15 protein-coding genes are annotated in these 14102 nt (G+C 58.2%); 8 read left to right on the top strand and 7 right to left on the bottom strand.

Going from position 1 to position 14102, the window contains the following annotated elements:
- Positions 1–601: 601 nt before the first annotated feature.
- The 6 genes from rpmH (at position 602) to C1N56_RS19310 (ending at position 5249) form a co-directional block, all read left to right on the top strand.
- On the top strand, positions 602–742 hold the full coding sequence (rpmH, locus tag C1N56_RS19335; RefSeq protein ID WP_000831330.1) for a 50S ribosomal protein L34: 141 nt from the start codon (positions 602–604) through the stop codon (positions 740–742).
- Between the two features lie 15 nt (positions 743–757).
- On the top strand, positions 758–1117 hold the full coding sequence (gene rnpA, locus C1N56_RS19330; RefSeq protein ID WP_040679622.1) for a ribonuclease P protein component: 360 nt from the start codon (positions 758–760) through the stop codon (positions 1115–1117).
- Positions 1081–1338, top strand: a complete 258-nt coding sequence (gene yidD / locus C1N56_RS19325) for a membrane protein insertion efficiency factor YidD (protein WP_071813586.1) — start codon at positions 1081–1083, stop codon at positions 1336–1338. The genes rnpA and yidD overlap by 37 nt, the downstream gene beginning before the upstream one ends.
- Positions 1339–1340: 2 nt before the next feature.
- Positions 1341–2987, top strand: a complete 1647-nt coding sequence (gene yidC, locus C1N56_RS19320) for a membrane protein insertase YidC (RefSeq protein ID WP_021506916.1) — start codon at positions 1341–1343, stop codon at positions 2985–2987.
- 80 nt (positions 2988–3067) lie between these two features.
- Positions 3068–4432 (top strand): tRNA uridine-5-carboxymethylaminomethyl(34) synthesis GTPase MnmE, encoded by a 1365-nt coding sequence (mnmE, locus tag C1N56_RS19315; RefSeq protein WP_088516155.1) that lies wholly within the window; start codon positions 3068–3070, stop codon positions 4430–4432.
- Between the two features lie 226 nt (positions 4433–4658).
- Positions 4659–5249, top strand: coding sequence for a malonic semialdehyde reductase (locus C1N56_RS19310; protein WP_021506918.1), 591 nt, complete (start codon positions 4659–4661; stop codon positions 5247–5249).
- 45 nt (positions 5250–5294) lie between these two features.
- On the opposite strand, the gene C1N56_RS19305 is transcribed toward C1N56_RS19310, so the two are convergent.
- Positions 5295–5804 carry a flavin reductase family protein gene (locus C1N56_RS19305; RefSeq protein WP_031279601.1) on the bottom strand — a complete coding sequence of 170 codons (510 nt, stop codon included), beginning with the start codon at positions 5802–5804 and terminating at the stop codon, positions 5295–5297.
- A gap of 293 nt (positions 5805–6097) precedes the next feature.
- Here C1N56_RS19305 and C1N56_RS19300 point away from each other — a divergent pair, with 293 nt between their 5' ends.
- Complete coding sequence (locus tag C1N56_RS19300; protein WP_394516981.1) at positions 6098–6862, top strand: 4'-phosphopantetheinyl transferase family protein; 765 nt, start codon at positions 6098–6100, stop codon at positions 6860–6862.
- A 27-nt stretch (positions 6863–6889) separates the two neighbouring features.
- Here C1N56_RS19300 and C1N56_RS19295 read toward each other — a convergent pair whose 3' ends face one another.
- Positions 6890–8203, bottom strand: coding sequence for an NCS2 family permease (locus tag C1N56_RS19295; protein WP_058770726.1), 1314 nt, complete (start codon positions 8201–8203; stop codon positions 6890–6892).
- 151 nt (positions 8204–8354) lie between these two features.
- On the opposite strand from C1N56_RS19295, the gene yieH reads away from it, so the two are divergent.
- Positions 8355–9017, top strand: a complete 663-nt coding sequence (gene yieH, locus C1N56_RS19290) for a 6-phosphogluconate phosphatase (protein WP_058758205.1) — start codon at positions 8355–8357, stop codon at positions 9015–9017.
- A 227-nt stretch (positions 9018–9244) separates the two neighbouring features.
- Here the strand turns inward: yieH and C1N56_RS19285 are convergent, their stop codons facing one another.
- From C1N56_RS19285 to pstC, 5 genes are all read right to left on the bottom strand, one after another.
- Positions 9245–10483 carry an MFS transporter gene (locus tag C1N56_RS19285; RefSeq protein ID WP_058775621.1) on the bottom strand — a complete coding sequence of 413 codons (1239 nt, stop codon included), beginning with the start codon at positions 10481–10483 and terminating at the stop codon, positions 9245–9247.
- 119 nt (positions 10484–10602) lie between these two features.
- Positions 10603–11337 carry a phosphate signaling complex protein PhoU gene (gene phoU, locus C1N56_RS19280; RefSeq protein WP_021506924.1) on the bottom strand — a complete coding sequence of 245 codons (735 nt, stop codon included), beginning with the start codon at positions 11335–11337 and terminating at the stop codon, positions 10603–10605.
- A 14-nt stretch (positions 11338–11351) separates the two neighbouring features.
- Positions 11352–12125 carry a phosphate ABC transporter ATP-binding protein PstB gene (gene pstB, locus C1N56_RS19275; RefSeq protein WP_021506925.1) on the bottom strand — a complete coding sequence of 258 codons (774 nt, stop codon included), beginning with the start codon at positions 12123–12125 and terminating at the stop codon, positions 11352–11354.
- Between the two features lie 44 nt (positions 12126–12169).
- Complete coding sequence (gene pstA, locus C1N56_RS19270) at positions 12170–13057, bottom strand: phosphate ABC transporter permease PstA (protein ID WP_021506926.1); 888 nt, start codon at positions 13055–13057, stop codon at positions 12170–12172.
- Positions 13054–14016 carry a phosphate ABC transporter permease PstC gene (gene pstC / locus C1N56_RS19265; RefSeq protein WP_150059680.1) on the bottom strand — a complete coding sequence of 321 codons (963 nt, stop codon included), beginning with the start codon at positions 14014–14016 and terminating at the stop codon, positions 13054–13056. The genes pstA and pstC overlap by 4 nt, the downstream gene beginning before the upstream one ends.
- Positions 14017–14102 lie beyond the last annotated feature (86 nt).

The raw sequence follows: 14102 nt of genomic DNA, 5'->3' as shown, positions 1-14102 counted from the left end.
GGCGGACTCCACTCGTACAAAATCGATAAGAATTTCAGGCGCTAATAATAGAAACTGTCTTTTTTGACACAGGCGGTCAGAAAGCGCCTGCGACCGCTATCCGCGGTAGTCATCCCCGGCGATCGCAAGGAGGATCGTCAGCGGAAGGGCGGATCATAGCGCAAAGCGCCTCAGAGATCTTCCCTTTCTACACAGTTTTGATCCATTTTATCCACAGGGTGTCCAGGCATGCATCAGTTTACGCCGTCTGCGGAAAAAGCGAGCGGGGATCAGGCTGAAAGCGAGAAATTTTCCACCGCGCTCGCATTTTTGCCGTTACGATCGGCGCGGCGATCGCAAGAAGATCCTGGACGATCCTTGCGCTTTCCTTTATAGCCCGTATAATTCCCCACCCGGCATTGGCGCGTGAAGCTTTGATGCCCGGAATTAGCGGGCTGTATCAGAGTTTTCAGGTCTCGCGCCCAGCGAAGTAAATTGACTCCGGACTGTACAATTATTACAATCCCGCCTCTTTATTAAAGACACATTGAGGCGTCGGTCGTTTTACTGGCCCGAAAACGCGTCACCCAGTGAAATTTTTCAAGTTTAGGTAGAAATCGCCATGAAACGCACTTTTCAACCGTCCGTACTGAAGCGCAACCGTTCTCACGGCTTCCGTGCTCGTATGGCTACTAAAAATGGTCGTCAGGTTCTGGCACGTCGTCGTGCTAAAGGCCGTGCTCGTCTGACCGTTTCTAAGTAATAAAAGCTAACCCTCGTGGTTAAGCTCGCATTTCCCAGGGAGTTACGTTTGTTAACTCCCGCTCATTTCACTTTCGTCTTCCAGCAACCTCTTCGGGCTGGCACGCCGCAAATCACCATCCTCGGCCGCCTTAATTCGCTGGGGCATCCCCGCATCGGTCTTACCGTCGCCAAGAAGCACGTGAAACGCGCCCATGAACGCAACCGGATCAAGCGATTGACCCGCGAAAGCTTTCGTTTGCGTCAACACGAGCTGCCGCCGATGGATTTTGTCATCGTGGCGAAAAAAGGGATTGCTGACCTCGATAACCGTGCACTGACGGAAGCGTTGGAGAAATTATGGCGTCGTCACTGTCGCCTGGCGCGCGGCTCCTGATCGCCCTGATACGCGTTTATCAACGCGCCATCAGCCCACTGCTGGGACCTCATTGCCGGTTCCATCCCACCTGCTCGCAGTATGGGGTGGAAGCTGTACGCCGCTTCGGCATGTTAAAAGGCAGTTGGTTGACGATTAAACGCGTATTAAAATGCCACCCTTTGAACCCGGGTGGCGACGATCCGGTGCCGCCAAAAACCTTTGATACCAGAGAACATTAACGATGGATTCGCAACGCAATCTCTTTCTCATCGCTTTTCTGTTCGTGTCTTTTATGATCTGGCAAGCCTGGCAGACGGACCACGCTCCGCAGCCACAGCAGACCCAGACCACGCAGAACACAAGCAGCGCAGCGGGTGATGCCGCCTCTTCCGGCGTGCCGGCTAGCGGCCAGGGCAAAACGATCACCGTTAAGACTGATGTCCTGTCACTCAACATTAATACCCGCGGCGGTGATATCGAGCAGGCACAGCTGCTGACTTACCCGGACAAACTGGGTTCAGACGCACCGTTCCAGCTGCTGGAAACCACTCCGGCCTTCGTTTATCAGGCGCAGAGCGGCTTAACCGGCCGTAACGGTCCGGATAACCCGAACAACGGCGCACGTCCGCTGTATACCGCTTCCCAGGATCACTTCGAGATGGCCGATGGCCAGACCGAGCTGCGCGTACCGCTGAGCTGGACCGGTGAGAACGGCGTGGTTTACACCAAAACCTTCGTGTTCAAACGTGGCGAATTCGCGGTTAACGTCGACTACAACATCAATAACGCCTCGCAGCAGCCGCTGGAAGTGGCGATGTTTGGTCAGTTGAAACAGACGATCGATCTGCCGAAGCATCGCGATACCGGCAGCAATAACTTTGCGCTGCACACTTTCCGTGGTGCCGCTTACTCGACCAGCGATGCGAAGTATGAAAAATACAAATTCGATACCATCGCTGATAACGAGAACCTGAACACCACCACCAGCAACGGCTGGGTGGCGATGCTGCAGCAGTACTTTGCGACCGCATGGGTGCCGCGCACTCAGGGTAACAATACGCTGTACACCAGCAATCTCGGCAACGGTGTGGCGGCAATCGGCTATAAGTCTGCGCCTGTAACCATCGCCGCCGGCGCGCAGCAGGATCTCGGTGCCACCCTGTGGGTCGGTCCGGAAATCCAGGACAAAATGGCCGCTATCGCGCCGCACCTCGATCTGACCGTGGATTACGGCTGGCTGTGGTTCATCTCTCAGCCGCTGTTTAAGCTGCTGAAGTTCCTGCACAGCTTTATCGGTAACTGGGGCTTCTCCATTATCGTTATCACCTTCATCGTGCGTGGCATCATGTACCCGCTGACCAAAGCGCAGTACACCTCGATGGCCAAGATGCGTATGCTGCAGCCGAAGATTCAGGCCATGCGTGAGCGTCTGGGTGACGATAAGCAGAAGCAGAGCCAGGAGATGATGGCGCTGTATAAGGCGGAGAAAGTGAACCCGCTGGGCGGCTGTCTGCCACTGGTTATCCAGATGCCAATCTTCCTGGCGCTGTACTACATGCTGTCCGGTTCCGTTGAACTGCGTCATGCTCCGTTTGTACTGTGGATCCACGACCTGTCCGCGCAGGACCCGTACTACATTCTGCCGGTCATCATGGGTATCACCATGTTCTTCATTCAGAAGATGTCACCGACCACCGTGACCGATCCGATGCAGCAGAAGATCATGACTTACATGCCGGTTATCTTTACCGTGTTCTTCCTGTGGTTCCCGTCAGGTCTGGTGCTGTACTACATCGTCAGCAACCTGGTAACCATTCTCCAGCAGCAGCTGATTTATCGCGGGCTGGAAAAGCGTGGTTTACACAGCCGCGACAAGAAGAAAGCGTAACGCCCGGCAACGCTGAGCAGGACGCAACATCTCCAGGGGCGGCATTTATGCCGCCCTGTTTTTTTTGGAAGAAGGTACTTATGAGCCACAGTGACACTATTGTTGCCCAGGCGACGCCTCCCGGCCGTGGTGGCGTCGGTATTCTGCGTATTTCCGGTGGCAAAGCCGCTGAGGTGGCGCAGGCCGTGCTGGGCAAGCTGCCGAAGCCGCGCTACGCCGACTATCTGCCCTTTAACGATGCTGATGGCAGCGTGCTGGATCAGGGCATCGCGCTGTGGTTCCCGGGTCCGAACTCCTTTACCGGCGAAGATGTGCTGGAGTTGCAGGGCCATGGCGGTCCGGTGATTCTCGATCTGCTGCTGAAGCGCATCGTGGCGCTGCCGGGTGTACGCATTGCGCAGCCGGGCGAGTTCTCGGAACGCGCCTTTCTGAATGACAAGCTCGACCTGGCGCAGGCAGAAGCGATTGCCGATCTGATTGATGCCAGCTCCGAGCAGGCCGCCCGCTCCGCCGTCAACTCGCTGCAGGGCGCCTTTTCACTGCGCGTTAATGCGTTAGTGGAAGCACTTACTCACCTGCGCATCTATGTGGAAGCGGCGATTGATTTTCCGGATGAGGAGATCGACTTCCTTTCCGACGGCAAAATCGAAGCGCAGCTGAATGCGGTGATCGGCGATCTCAATGGCGTGCGCGCCGAAGCGCGTCAGGGCAGCCTGCTGCGTGAAGGGATGAAGGTGGTGATTGCCGGTCGTCCCAACGCCGGAAAATCGAGCCTGCTCAACGCACTGGCCGGACGCGAAGCGGCGATTGTGACGGATATCGCCGGCACCACGCGTGACGTGCTGCGCGAGCACATCCACATCGACGGCATGCCGCTGCACATCATCGATACCGCCGGTTTGCGTGAAGCCAGCGACGAAGTGGAACGTATCGGCATTGAACGCGCCTGGCAGGAGATTGAGCAGGCGGATCGCGTCCTGTTCATGGTGGATGGCACCACCACTGACGCCACTGAAGCCGCCGCCATCTGGCCTGATTTTGTGGCGCGCTTACCGGCTGCGTTGCCGATTACCGTGGTACGTAATAAAGCGGACATGACCGGTGAAACGCTGGGCCTGACAGAAGTAAATGGCCACTCACTTATTCGCCTGTCGGCGCGCACCGGCGCTGGCGTCGATACGCTGCGCGAGCACCTGAAACAGAGCATGGGCTTCGCCGGCAATATGGAAGGCGGCTTCCTCGCGCGTCGCCGCCATCTGCAGGCGCTGGAGTTAGCAGCCACTCACTTACAGCAGGGCAAAGAGCAGCTGCTGGGAGCCTGGGCGGGCGAACTGCTGGCCGAAGAGCTGCGGCTGGCGCAGCAGGCGCTGAGTGAAATCACCGGCGAGTTTACCTCCGACGATCTGCTGGGCCGGATTTTCTCCAGCTTTTGTATTGGTAAATAGTCGCCGTCACAGGTCGCCATAAATGGCGCCCCTACAGGGGATTCATGTGATGCTGCAGGGTGCGCATTCAGGCGCACCGGGATCGCTACCAACATACATCTTTGTTATTTGGCGCGCCTTCGCCTTTGTCGTATAACGGTTGAGGGTCGCCGCGTAAACGCAGCGGCCACATCCATTATTCATGCTAAAAATCAGGCGCAGGTTGTTGCCTGAACAGGAGAGAAACATGAGTACACCGCTCGACAGCGTGGCGCTGAACGCGCTGTTTACTGAAGCCCGCACCCATAGCTACTGGCAGGATAAACCGATTTCGCAGGAGGTGCTGAAGCAGCTCTATGCGCTGACGGCGCTGGGGCCGACCTCAGCCAATTGCTCGCCGGGCCGCTTTGTGTTCGTGACGTCTCAGGAAGGTAAAGAGAAGCTGAAACCGGCGCTCTCCTCAGGCAATGTGGATAAGACCATGGCGGCACCGGTGACGGTGATTGTGGCGTGGGATCCGACCTTTTATGAAGCACTGCCAAAACTGTTCCCGCATGGCGATGCTCGCAGCTGGTTTACCAGCAGCCCGGATTTGGCCAAAGAGACCGCGTTTCGCAACAGCAGCCTGCAGGCGGGCTATCTGATTCTGGCGGCCCGCTCGCTGGGACTGGATGCCGGCCCGATGTCCGGTTTTGATCCAGCTAAAGTTAACGCCGCGTTCTTTAGCGAAAATAACTGGCAGGTCAATTTACTGATCAACCTCGGCTATGGCGAAGCCAGCAAGCTGCATCCGCGCCTGCCGCGTCTGAGCTTTGACGAAGCCAGCAAATTTGCCTGATGCGTTAAGCCGCGCAGCCGCCCGACGCGCGCGCTGCGCCATGACTTAGCCCAGCGAGTGAAAACCGCTGTTGAAGTAGACCATCGGCGCTGTCGCTTCGCCCGGCAGCGCAATACCCACGATACGCGCCAGCAGCACGCTGTGGGTGTTCCACTCCACCGTTTTTTCCAGCTGACAATCGAAGCTCACCAGCGCATCAGCCAGCACGGGCGCGCCCGTATTAAGGGTTTGCCATTCACCGCTCTGGAAACGCTCAGCGCGGCGCGTCGGCGAGCTGAACTGCGCGCACAGGTCATCGTGCTGCTCGCGCAGAACGTTCACGGCAAAGTAGCCCGCCTGCAGAATGGCATCGTGGCTTGATGCGCTGCGGTTAACGCAGACCAGCAGGCTGGGCGGTTCCGCTGCCAGCGAGCTGACCGAGGTGGCGATCAGCCCGAACTTTTCTCCGCTGGATGAGGTGGTCACCAGCGAGACACCGGCAGTGAGACGGCGCATGCCGTGACGAAATTCATCCAGCGAGATCGATTCCTGGCGAGCAAGAGAGGTAACAGACATAACAACTCCGACGTGCATGGTTTGCGATGCGCACGATTGGCAGATAGGTGAATAATTTAAGCACTTCATTGTGCAGCTCTTTCCTGTCCAAATCCTACACCACATCCGCCGCTTCGGCACCCCATCCGACACCAATGTGCAAAAGCCTCATATTCAATTGCAGCTCATGGCAATGAGATTCGCCTCGTCCTTATCTGAATTTACTGGCTATCCAGCGTAAGCCGGATGCAAACCCATGAGAAAATTCTTACAATAGCCCTGATGATTATCCGACCATTTTCACGGAGCGACAGATGGCTAGTCATTTTGTTCGTTGGGTGGTTAACCCGCCCCTCACCCCAGAGACCATGCGGGTTCCACAGGATGTGATGACCAGCGCCGGGCACCTGCCTGATAAGCGCCGCGGCCGCTTTCTTGCCGCACGCGCGCTGCTGGCCCAGCTGATGCTGCGCGTCTATGGTATTCGTGACCTGCCGCCGCTGATCGCCAGCAGCAGCGGTCGCCCTTGCTTTGCCGATCCTAATTTGCCTGACTTCAGTATCTCCTATGCCGGTAATATGGTCGGCGTGCTGCTGGCGGAAGAAGGCGGGCGCGCTGGCCTGGATATGGAAATCGTCCGGGCGCATAGCCGTCAGGCGCAGGATGCCCTCACGCAGGGGCTGTCATCGGGTGAAAAGGCGTGGATTAACGCCCAGCAGGATTTTATGGAAGCGGTGACGCAGATCTGGACGCTACGCCAGAGCATCCTCAAACTGACCGGCGAAGCCAACAGCGGTATTGATGCGCTGCGGCTGCATCCGGCTGCGGGTCGGCTGCGATCCAGCGTCTATCCCGATATTCAGGCGGTGTGTGATGCCGAGCCGACGCTGGTGTGGTCCTGCGCGCTGTCGCCCGGCACTGAACGTTTACGGCTGTGGGAGATTGATGCGCAGCAGCTGTGGCAGTCGCTGCGCGATGTGGAGATGAGCAAACCCAACATCGGGCCGCGCACCCTGCGCCTCACCAGCCTGCCCGGCGAGCGTGTCGCCAGTCAGCCGGAAGTCAGGCATCCCGGATAACCAGGCCGCACCCGCGGCCTGTTGCGTTTAGTGCGCGTCGATAAAAGCGATTTTCAGCACAAACAGCAGCGCCACCACCACCACGCACGGGCTGATTTCACGCCAGCGTCCGGTGCCGAGTTTCATCACGCAGTAAGAGATAAAACCGAGCGCAATACCTTCGGTGATCGAGAAGCTGAACGGCATCATCGCCGCCGTGACAAACGCCGGCACCGCTTCGGTGAGATCGTCCCAGCGCACGCGCGCCAGCGAAGCCGTCATCAGTACGCCGACATAAATCAGCGCGCCAGCCGCCGCATAGGCGGGCACCATGGCAGCCAGCGGCGACAGGAACATCACCAGCAGGAACAGGATGCCGGTCACTACCGCCATCAGGCCGGTACGGCCACCAATCGCCACGCCGGATGAGCTTTCGATGTACGCCGTCACCGAAGAGGTGCCGATCAGCGAACCGGTGACGGAGCTGATGCTATCCACGTACAGCGCCTGTTTCATGCGCGGAAAAGTACCTTTCTCATCGGTCAGGCCCGCTTTATCGGTTACGCCAATCAGCGTACCGGATGAGTCAAACAGATTGACCAGCATGAAGGCGAAGATCACACCCGCCATGCTCACGTTGAACGCGCCTTTGATATCGACCTGGCCGACCACCGAGGTGATGGCCGGCGGCGCGGCGAACAGCCCGGTAAACTTCACGTCGCCCAGCAGCAGACCGATCGCGGTGGTCACTACGATAGAGACCAGCACCGCCGCGTGGATGTTGCGCGACGCCAGAATCGCAATGATAAAGAAGCCGAGCGCGCCGAGCAGCACGTTGTGCGAGGCCAGGTTGCCGACGGTCACGATGGTGTCCGCGTTGGGCACAATAATACCGGCGTTTTTCAGCCCCATCATGGCGATGAACAGACCGATACCGGCGGTGATGCCCACGCGCAGGCTGAGCGGAATATTGGCGATCATCCAGTAGCGTACGCGCAGCAGCGTCAGGATCAGCAGCCCCAGCGCGCCCCAGAAGATTGCGCCCATGCCAACCTGCCACGAGTAGCCCATCGCACCCACCACCACAAAGGCAAAGAAGGCGTTGAGGCCCATGGCCGGTGCCAGCGCCACCGGCAGATTGGCCACCAGCCCCATCAGGATGCTGCCGAACGCAGCAATCACGCAGGTGGTGACAAACACCGCCTGGGTGTCCATGCCTGCGGCACCAAGAATCTGCGGGTTAACGAAGACGATATACACCATCGTCAGGAAAGTGGTGAAACCGGCAATCACTTCAGTGCGCGCGGTGGTTCCGTGTTCCTGCAGCCTGAAAATACGCTGCAAAAGGCCCTGCTCGTTCATTTCGCTGTTCCGATGAAAAATTTATCGCCGCGTATCCTATAGACTTTAGCGCCGCAAAACACTGATTTTTCGCAACCGGTTGCCTGGGGTCGCTTTCTGCGCTGAGTGCGCTAGAGTGACAGCTTATTGTTTACTAAAAGGATGAGGCGCGATGTCAGTTGAATGTATCTTTTTTGATTGCGATGGCACGCTGGTCGACAGCGAAGTGATCTGCACGCAGTCCTACGTCAACACCTTTGCCCGTTACGGTATCGAACTCTCGCTGCAGCAGATGTTTGAGCAGTACAAAGGGGTGAAGCTTTACGACATCATCCGCGATGTGACGGCACAGCATCAGGTGACACTGCCGCTGGCTGAGGTGGAGAGTGCCTACCGCGCGGAAGTGGCGCGCCTGTTTGATCTTGATCTGCAGCCGATTGCCGGCGCCAGAGCGCTGGTGGAGCGCGTGAAGGTGCCGATGTGCGTGGTGTCGAACGGTACGGTGAAGAAGATGGAGCATTCGCTGGGGCTGACCGGCATGCTGCCGTATCTGAGCGGACGCCTGTACAGCGGCTATGACATTAATCACTGGAAGCCGGATCCGGAGCTGATGTATCACGCGGCGGAACAGATGCAGGTGCCGATTGAAAAGTGCATTCTGGTGGATGATTCAGAGGCTGGCGCGCGGGCTGGCATCGCCGCTGGCATACCGGTGTTTTACTACTGTGCCGATGCACACAATCCGGTGATTGATCACCCGCTGGTGACGCGTTTTGACGATATGGCGCAGCTGCCAGCGCTGTGGCGTGCACGTGGCTGGGATCTGGTCAGGTAAGTGCGCGCAGCCCCCTCATCCCAGCCTTCTCCCGCCAGCGGGAGAAGGGGCCGATCGAGCGGGGCTGAACAAAAGTTCCCACCCACATACCACACCAGACGGCTCCCTCTCCCGTTTGCGGAAGAAGGGGCCGATCGGGCGGGGCTGAACAAAAGTGCCCACCCACATACCGCACCAGACGGTTCCCTCTCCCGCAAGCGGGAGAGGGTTAGGGTGAGGGGAAAAAATCACCCAATCGCGCCCAGCGAATCCTCATTGCCCTGGCTTTTTGGCAGCAGGAACAGCGTGGCGACAATATCCAGCAGGTAAATTAGCGCCAGCAGCGTAATCGCAGCGGTGAAAGAAATATGCGTGGCCAGCATGCCGATCACCAGCGGACCGAAACCGCCGACGCCGCGGCCGAGGTTGAACAACACATTCTGCGCGGTGGCGCGCGCCTGCGGTGGGAAAGTGTCCGAGATCAGCGCGCCGTAGCCGCCAATCATGCCGTTAACAAACATCCCCATGATGGCACCGGTAAACAGCATCACCGTCGGGTCGCGCAGCTGGGCGTAAACCACCACCATCGCCACGGCACCAAACTGGTACAGCAGGAAAATCTTCCAGCGCGCAAAGCGGTCCGCCAGCACGCCGAACAGCCAGATGCCGAACGTCATGCCCACCACCGTAACGGCCGTCCACAGGCCGGATTTGGTCAGGCTGAAGCCGAAGCTGGAAGAGAGATAACTTGGCATCCAGATCATCAGGCCGTAATAGCCAAAATTCTGCACCGAACAAAGAATCAGAATGCCGAGGCTGGCTTTGCTGGTGGCGCGATCGGCAAACAGCAGTTTAATGCGCGCGGAAAAGGAGAGATGCGGGGCTTTTTCCACATGGCGGGTGAAGGCTTCCGGCTCGCCCATGCTGCGGCGAATCACAAACGACACCAGCGCCGGCAGCAGGCCAACCAGGAACATACCGCGCCAGCCAATCACGCTCAGCAGCGGCGGCGTGATAAAGGCCGCCAGCAATACGCCGAGCTGCCAGCCGATACCGACCCACGCCGAGGCGCGGTTACGCTTCTCCTTCGGCCAGGCTTCGGCAATCAGCGCCATGCCGATGCCAAATTCACCGCCCAGTCCCATGCCGGCCAGCGTACGATACGCCAGCAGATCCCAGTAGCCCTGCGCCACGGCGCACAGCCCGGTGAACAGTGAGAACATCAGGATCGTCACGGTCAGAATGCGGATGCGGCCGTAGCGATCGCTCAGATGACCAAACACAATGCCGCCGACCACCGCGCCGATCAGCGTCCAGGTCACCAGCGAACCGGCCTGCGACGCATCCAGCGCCAGCGACACGCTGATCGCCGGCAGCATAAAGCCCAGAATCAGCAGATCAAATCCATCCATGGCATAGCCGCTGACGGCAGCCACCATTGCTTTCGCCGGCGTAACGGCGGTTTTGTTGTTATTTGCAGAGGACATAAAACAGCACCTGGCAGAAAAATGTGCGCCAAGTATAAAGAGAGCGGCAGGTTGAGAACAGGCAGAAATCAAGCGCACTGCCTGTCAGCCTCAGCGCTAACAGGCAGTCATCACGTCAATCAGGAGGGTTTATTGCTGCCGTCGTCGCCCGACAGCAGTTCATCCAGCTTGTCACCGCCAACGTGACGGAAATCCTGACCTTTCACGAAATAGAAGATAATTTCGCAGATGTTCTGGCAGCGGTCACCGATGCGCTCGATGGCGCGCGCGCAGAACAGCGCGGTGAGCACGCTGGGAATGGTGCGCGGATCTTCCATCATGTAGGTCATCAGCTGGCGCACAATGCCTTCGTACTCTTTATCCACCTTTTTGTCTTCGCGGTAGATCTTGATGGCTTCGTTGAGATCCATGCGCGCGAAGGCATCCAGCACGTCGTGCAGCATCTGCACGGTGTGATGCCCGAGCGACTCAAGGCTCACCAGCAGCGGCAGGTGCTGCTGACCGAACTTCTCCAGCGCGGTACGGCTGATCTTCTCCGCCACGTCGCCGATGCGTTCCAGCTCCGAAATGGTTTTGATGATCGCCATCACCAGACGCAGGTCGCTGGCGGTAGGCTGACGCTTGGCGATGATGCGCACACAGGCTTCATCGATCTCCACTTCCATCATGTTGACCTTCTGGTCACCATCGATCACCCGGCGCGCCAGTTCGCCATCCTGGTTATGCATCGCGGTGATGGCATCGGTAAGCTGCTGCTCCACCATGCCACCCATGATCATCACCTGAGTACGAATGTGCTCCAGCTCCGCGTTGAACTGACCGGAGATATGTTTGTTCAGATTTAAATTATCCATGTTTCTCTCCTGAATCAGCCGTAACGACCGGTGATGTAATCTTCTGTCTGCTTCTGCGCTGGCTTGGTAAACAGCGTGTCGGTGTCGCTGAACTCAATCAGCTCGCCCAGATACATAAACGCCGTGTGATCGGAACAGCGCGCCGCCTGTTGCATGTTGTGGGTCACGATGACCACGGTGTAATCCTGCTTCAGCTCGGTGATCAGCTCTTCGATGCGTCCGGTAGAGATCGGATCCAGCGCCGAACATGGCTCATCCAGCAGCAGCACTTCCGGGCGAATCGCGATGCCGCGCGCGATGCACAGGCGCTGCTGCTGACCGCCGGAGAGACTGTAACCGCTCTGGTGCAGCTTGTCTTTGGTTTCATTCCACAGCGCGGCTTTGCTCAGCGCCCACTGCACGCGCTCGTCCATATCGGCACGCGACAGCTTCTCAAACAGCCGCACGCCAAAGGCGATGTTGTCATAAATCGACATCGGAAACGGCGTCGGCTTCTGGAACACCATGCCGACGCGCGCGCGCAGCAGGGCGATATCCTGATGCGATGCCAGAATGTTGTCGCCATCCAGCAGAATTTCACCCTCAGCACGCTGCTCCGGATAGAGCGAGTACATTTTGTTGAAGGTGCGCAGCAGGGTGGATTTGCCGCAGCCCGACGGACCGATAAACGCCGTCACCTGGTTTTTGGCGATATCCAGATTAATGTTCTTCAGCGCGTGGAACTTACCGTAGTGGAAGTTCAGATTGCGCACCTGAATTTTACCGGCAGAAGGAGTTGCCATACTCATTGCTCATCTCTCATGTGCAGCGCCGCCGAAGCCGCGCCGGAAAATTAGTGTTTGCCTTTGGCGAAAATCACGCGCGCCACGATGTTCAGCAGCAGCACGCACAGCGTAATAATCAGCACACCGGCCCACGCCAGGCTCTGCCATTCGGCAAACGGGCTCATGGCGAATTTGAAGATGGTCACCGGCAGGTTGGCCAGCGGCTGCATCATGTCGGTGCTCCAGAACTGGTTCGACAGCGCGGTGAACAGCAGCGGTGCGGTTTCACCGGCAATGCGCGCAATCGCCAGCAGCACACCGGTAATGATGCCGGAGACCGAGGCTTTCAGCGTAATAGCTGAGATCATCTTCCACTTCGGCGTGCCCAGCGCATATGCCGCTTCACGCATGCTGTCCGGCACCAGCCGCAGCATATTTTCGGTGGTACGAATCACAATAGGCACCTGCAGCAGCGCCAGCGCTATCACACCGGCCCAGCCGGAGAAGTGCTGCATCTGCGCCACCACGATGGTGTACACGAACAGGCCGACCACAATTGACGGTGCGGACAGCAGGATGTCGTTAATGAAGCGAATCACTTCCGCCAGCCAGTGCTTGCGGCCATATTCTGCCAGGTAGATACCCGCCAGAATGCCCAGCGGCGTGCCAAAGAAGGTGGACCAGAAGATCAGCAGGCCGCTGCCCGCCAGGGCGTTCGCCAGACCACCGCCCGCGGTGTTGGGCGGCGGCGTGGATTCGGTAAACAGCGTCCAGCTCAGGCCATCGATCCCTTTCGTGACGGTGGTGAACAGAATCCAGATCAGCCAGAACAGGCCGAACGCCATGGTCAGCAGCGAAAGCGTCAGGGCAATTTTGTTTTTGGTGCTGCGCCACGCCTGCATTTTACGGCGTGAGGCTTCCAGCTCGGCGCGCGCCTGCATTTCAATTGCTGTCATGAACGGGCTCCTTCACTCTTCGCCAGACGCAGGATCATCAGTTTGGAGATCGCCAGTACGATAAAGGTAATCACGAACAGAATCAGGCCAAGCTCCATCAGCGCCGCCACGTGCACGCCGGATTCGGCTTCGGCGAACTCGTTCGCCAGCGCCGAGGTGATACTATTGCCGGGCATAAACAGCGACGCGCTGTCCAGCTGGTAGGTATTACCGATGATAAAGGTGACCGCCATGGTTTCGCCCAGCGCGCGGCCGAGACCCAGCATCACGCCGCCGATCACGCCGTTTTTGGTAAACGGCAGCACGATGCGCCAGATCACTTCCCAGGTGGTGCAGCCGATGCCGTAGGCCGACTCTTTCATCATCACCGGCGTCTGTTCGAACACATCGCGCATCACCGAGGCGATGTAAGGGATAATCATGATGGCGAGGATCACGCCCGCCGCCAGAATGCCGATGCCGAAGGCCGGACCGGAGAACAGCGCGCCGACGATCGGGATATTTGCCAGCACGTCGCCAACCGGCGTCTGGAAATACTCCGCGAACAGCGGAGCAAAGATAAACAGGCCCCACATGCCGTACACGATGCTGGGAATGGCCGCCAGCAGCTCAATCGCGGTACCCAGCGGACGGCGCAGCCAGTTTGGTGCCAGCTCGGTCAGAAACAGGGCAATACCGAAACTCACCGGCACCGCGATGATTAAGGCAATCAGTGAGGTTACGAGGGTGCCGTAAATCGGCACCAGCGCACCAAATTCTTCGTTTGGCGCATCCCAGGTTTTGCTCCACAGAAAGGAGAAGCCAAATTTCTGGATGCTCGGCCAGGAGGAGAAAATCAGGGAGACGATAATGCCACCCAGCAGCAGTAACACAATCAGCGCGGAGAGCTTCACCAGCGCGCCGAATATCATGTCGCCTTGCTTGCCCGGTGCTTTAAACGTCGGCTTAGTGGCAGCCATAGAATTCTCGATCTCAGAGGGTAATCAGGGCGGCAACGAGGCCGCCCATCAGGCTGGCCAGCGCGGGCGCTGGCCGGGTCATACAC

Source organism: Pantoea sp. SGAir0175 (assembly GCF_043547855.1).
This window is presented reverse-complemented; position numbering and strand designations above follow the sequence as displayed.

Excerpts from the sequence above, each read along its gene's own strand:
- yidC (WP_021506916.1), top strand. The coding sequence starts at position 1,341 with ATGGATTCGCAACGCAATCTCTTTCTCATCGCTTTTCTGTTCGTGTCT.
- rpmH (WP_000831330.1), top strand. The coding sequence starts at position 602 with ATGAAACGCACTTTTCAACCGTCCGTACTGAAGCGCAACCGTTCTCAC.
- pstA (WP_021506926.1), bottom strand. The coding sequence starts at position 13,057 with ATGACAGCAATTGAAATGCAGGCGCGCGCCGAGCTGGAAGCCTCACGC.
- C1N56_RS19305 (WP_031279601.1), bottom strand. The coding sequence starts at position 5,804 with ATGTCTGTTACCTCTCTTGCTCGCCAGGAATCGATCTCGCTGGATGAA.
- phoU (WP_021506924.1), bottom strand. The coding sequence starts at position 11,337 with ATGGATAATTTAAATCTGAACAAACATATCTCCGGTCAGTTCAACGCG.
- mnmE (WP_088516155.1), top strand. The coding sequence starts at position 3,068 with ATGAGCCACAGTGACACTATTGTTGCCCAGGCGACGCCTCCCGGCCGT.
- yieH (WP_058758205.1), top strand. The coding sequence starts at position 8,355 with ATGTCAGTTGAATGTATCTTTTTTGATTGCGATGGCACGCTGGTCGAC.
- C1N56_RS19295 (WP_058770726.1), bottom strand. The coding sequence starts at position 8,203 with ATGAACGAGCAGGGCCTTTTGCAGCGTATTTTCAGGCTGCAGGAACAC.
- pstC (WP_150059680.1), bottom strand. The coding sequence starts at position 14,016 with ATGGCTGCCACTAAGCCGACGTTTAAAGCACCGGGCAAGCAAGGCGAC.
- C1N56_RS19285 (WP_058775621.1), bottom strand. The coding sequence starts at position 10,483 with ATGTCCTCTGCAAATAACAACAAAACCGCCGTTACGCCGGCGAAAGCA.
- yidD (WP_071813586.1), top strand. The coding sequence starts at position 1,081 with ATGGCGTCGTCACTGTCGCCTGGCGCGCGGCTCCTGATCGCCCTGATA.
- C1N56_RS19300 (WP_394516981.1), top strand. The coding sequence starts at position 6,098 with ATGGCTAGTCATTTTGTTCGTTGGGTGGTTAACCCGCCCCTCACCCCA.
- pstB (WP_021506925.1), bottom strand. The coding sequence starts at position 12,125 with ATGAGTATGGCAACTCCTTCTGCCGGTAAAATTCAGGTGCGCAATCTG.
- C1N56_RS19310 (WP_021506918.1), top strand. The coding sequence starts at position 4,659 with ATGAGTACACCGCTCGACAGCGTGGCGCTGAACGCGCTGTTTACTGAA.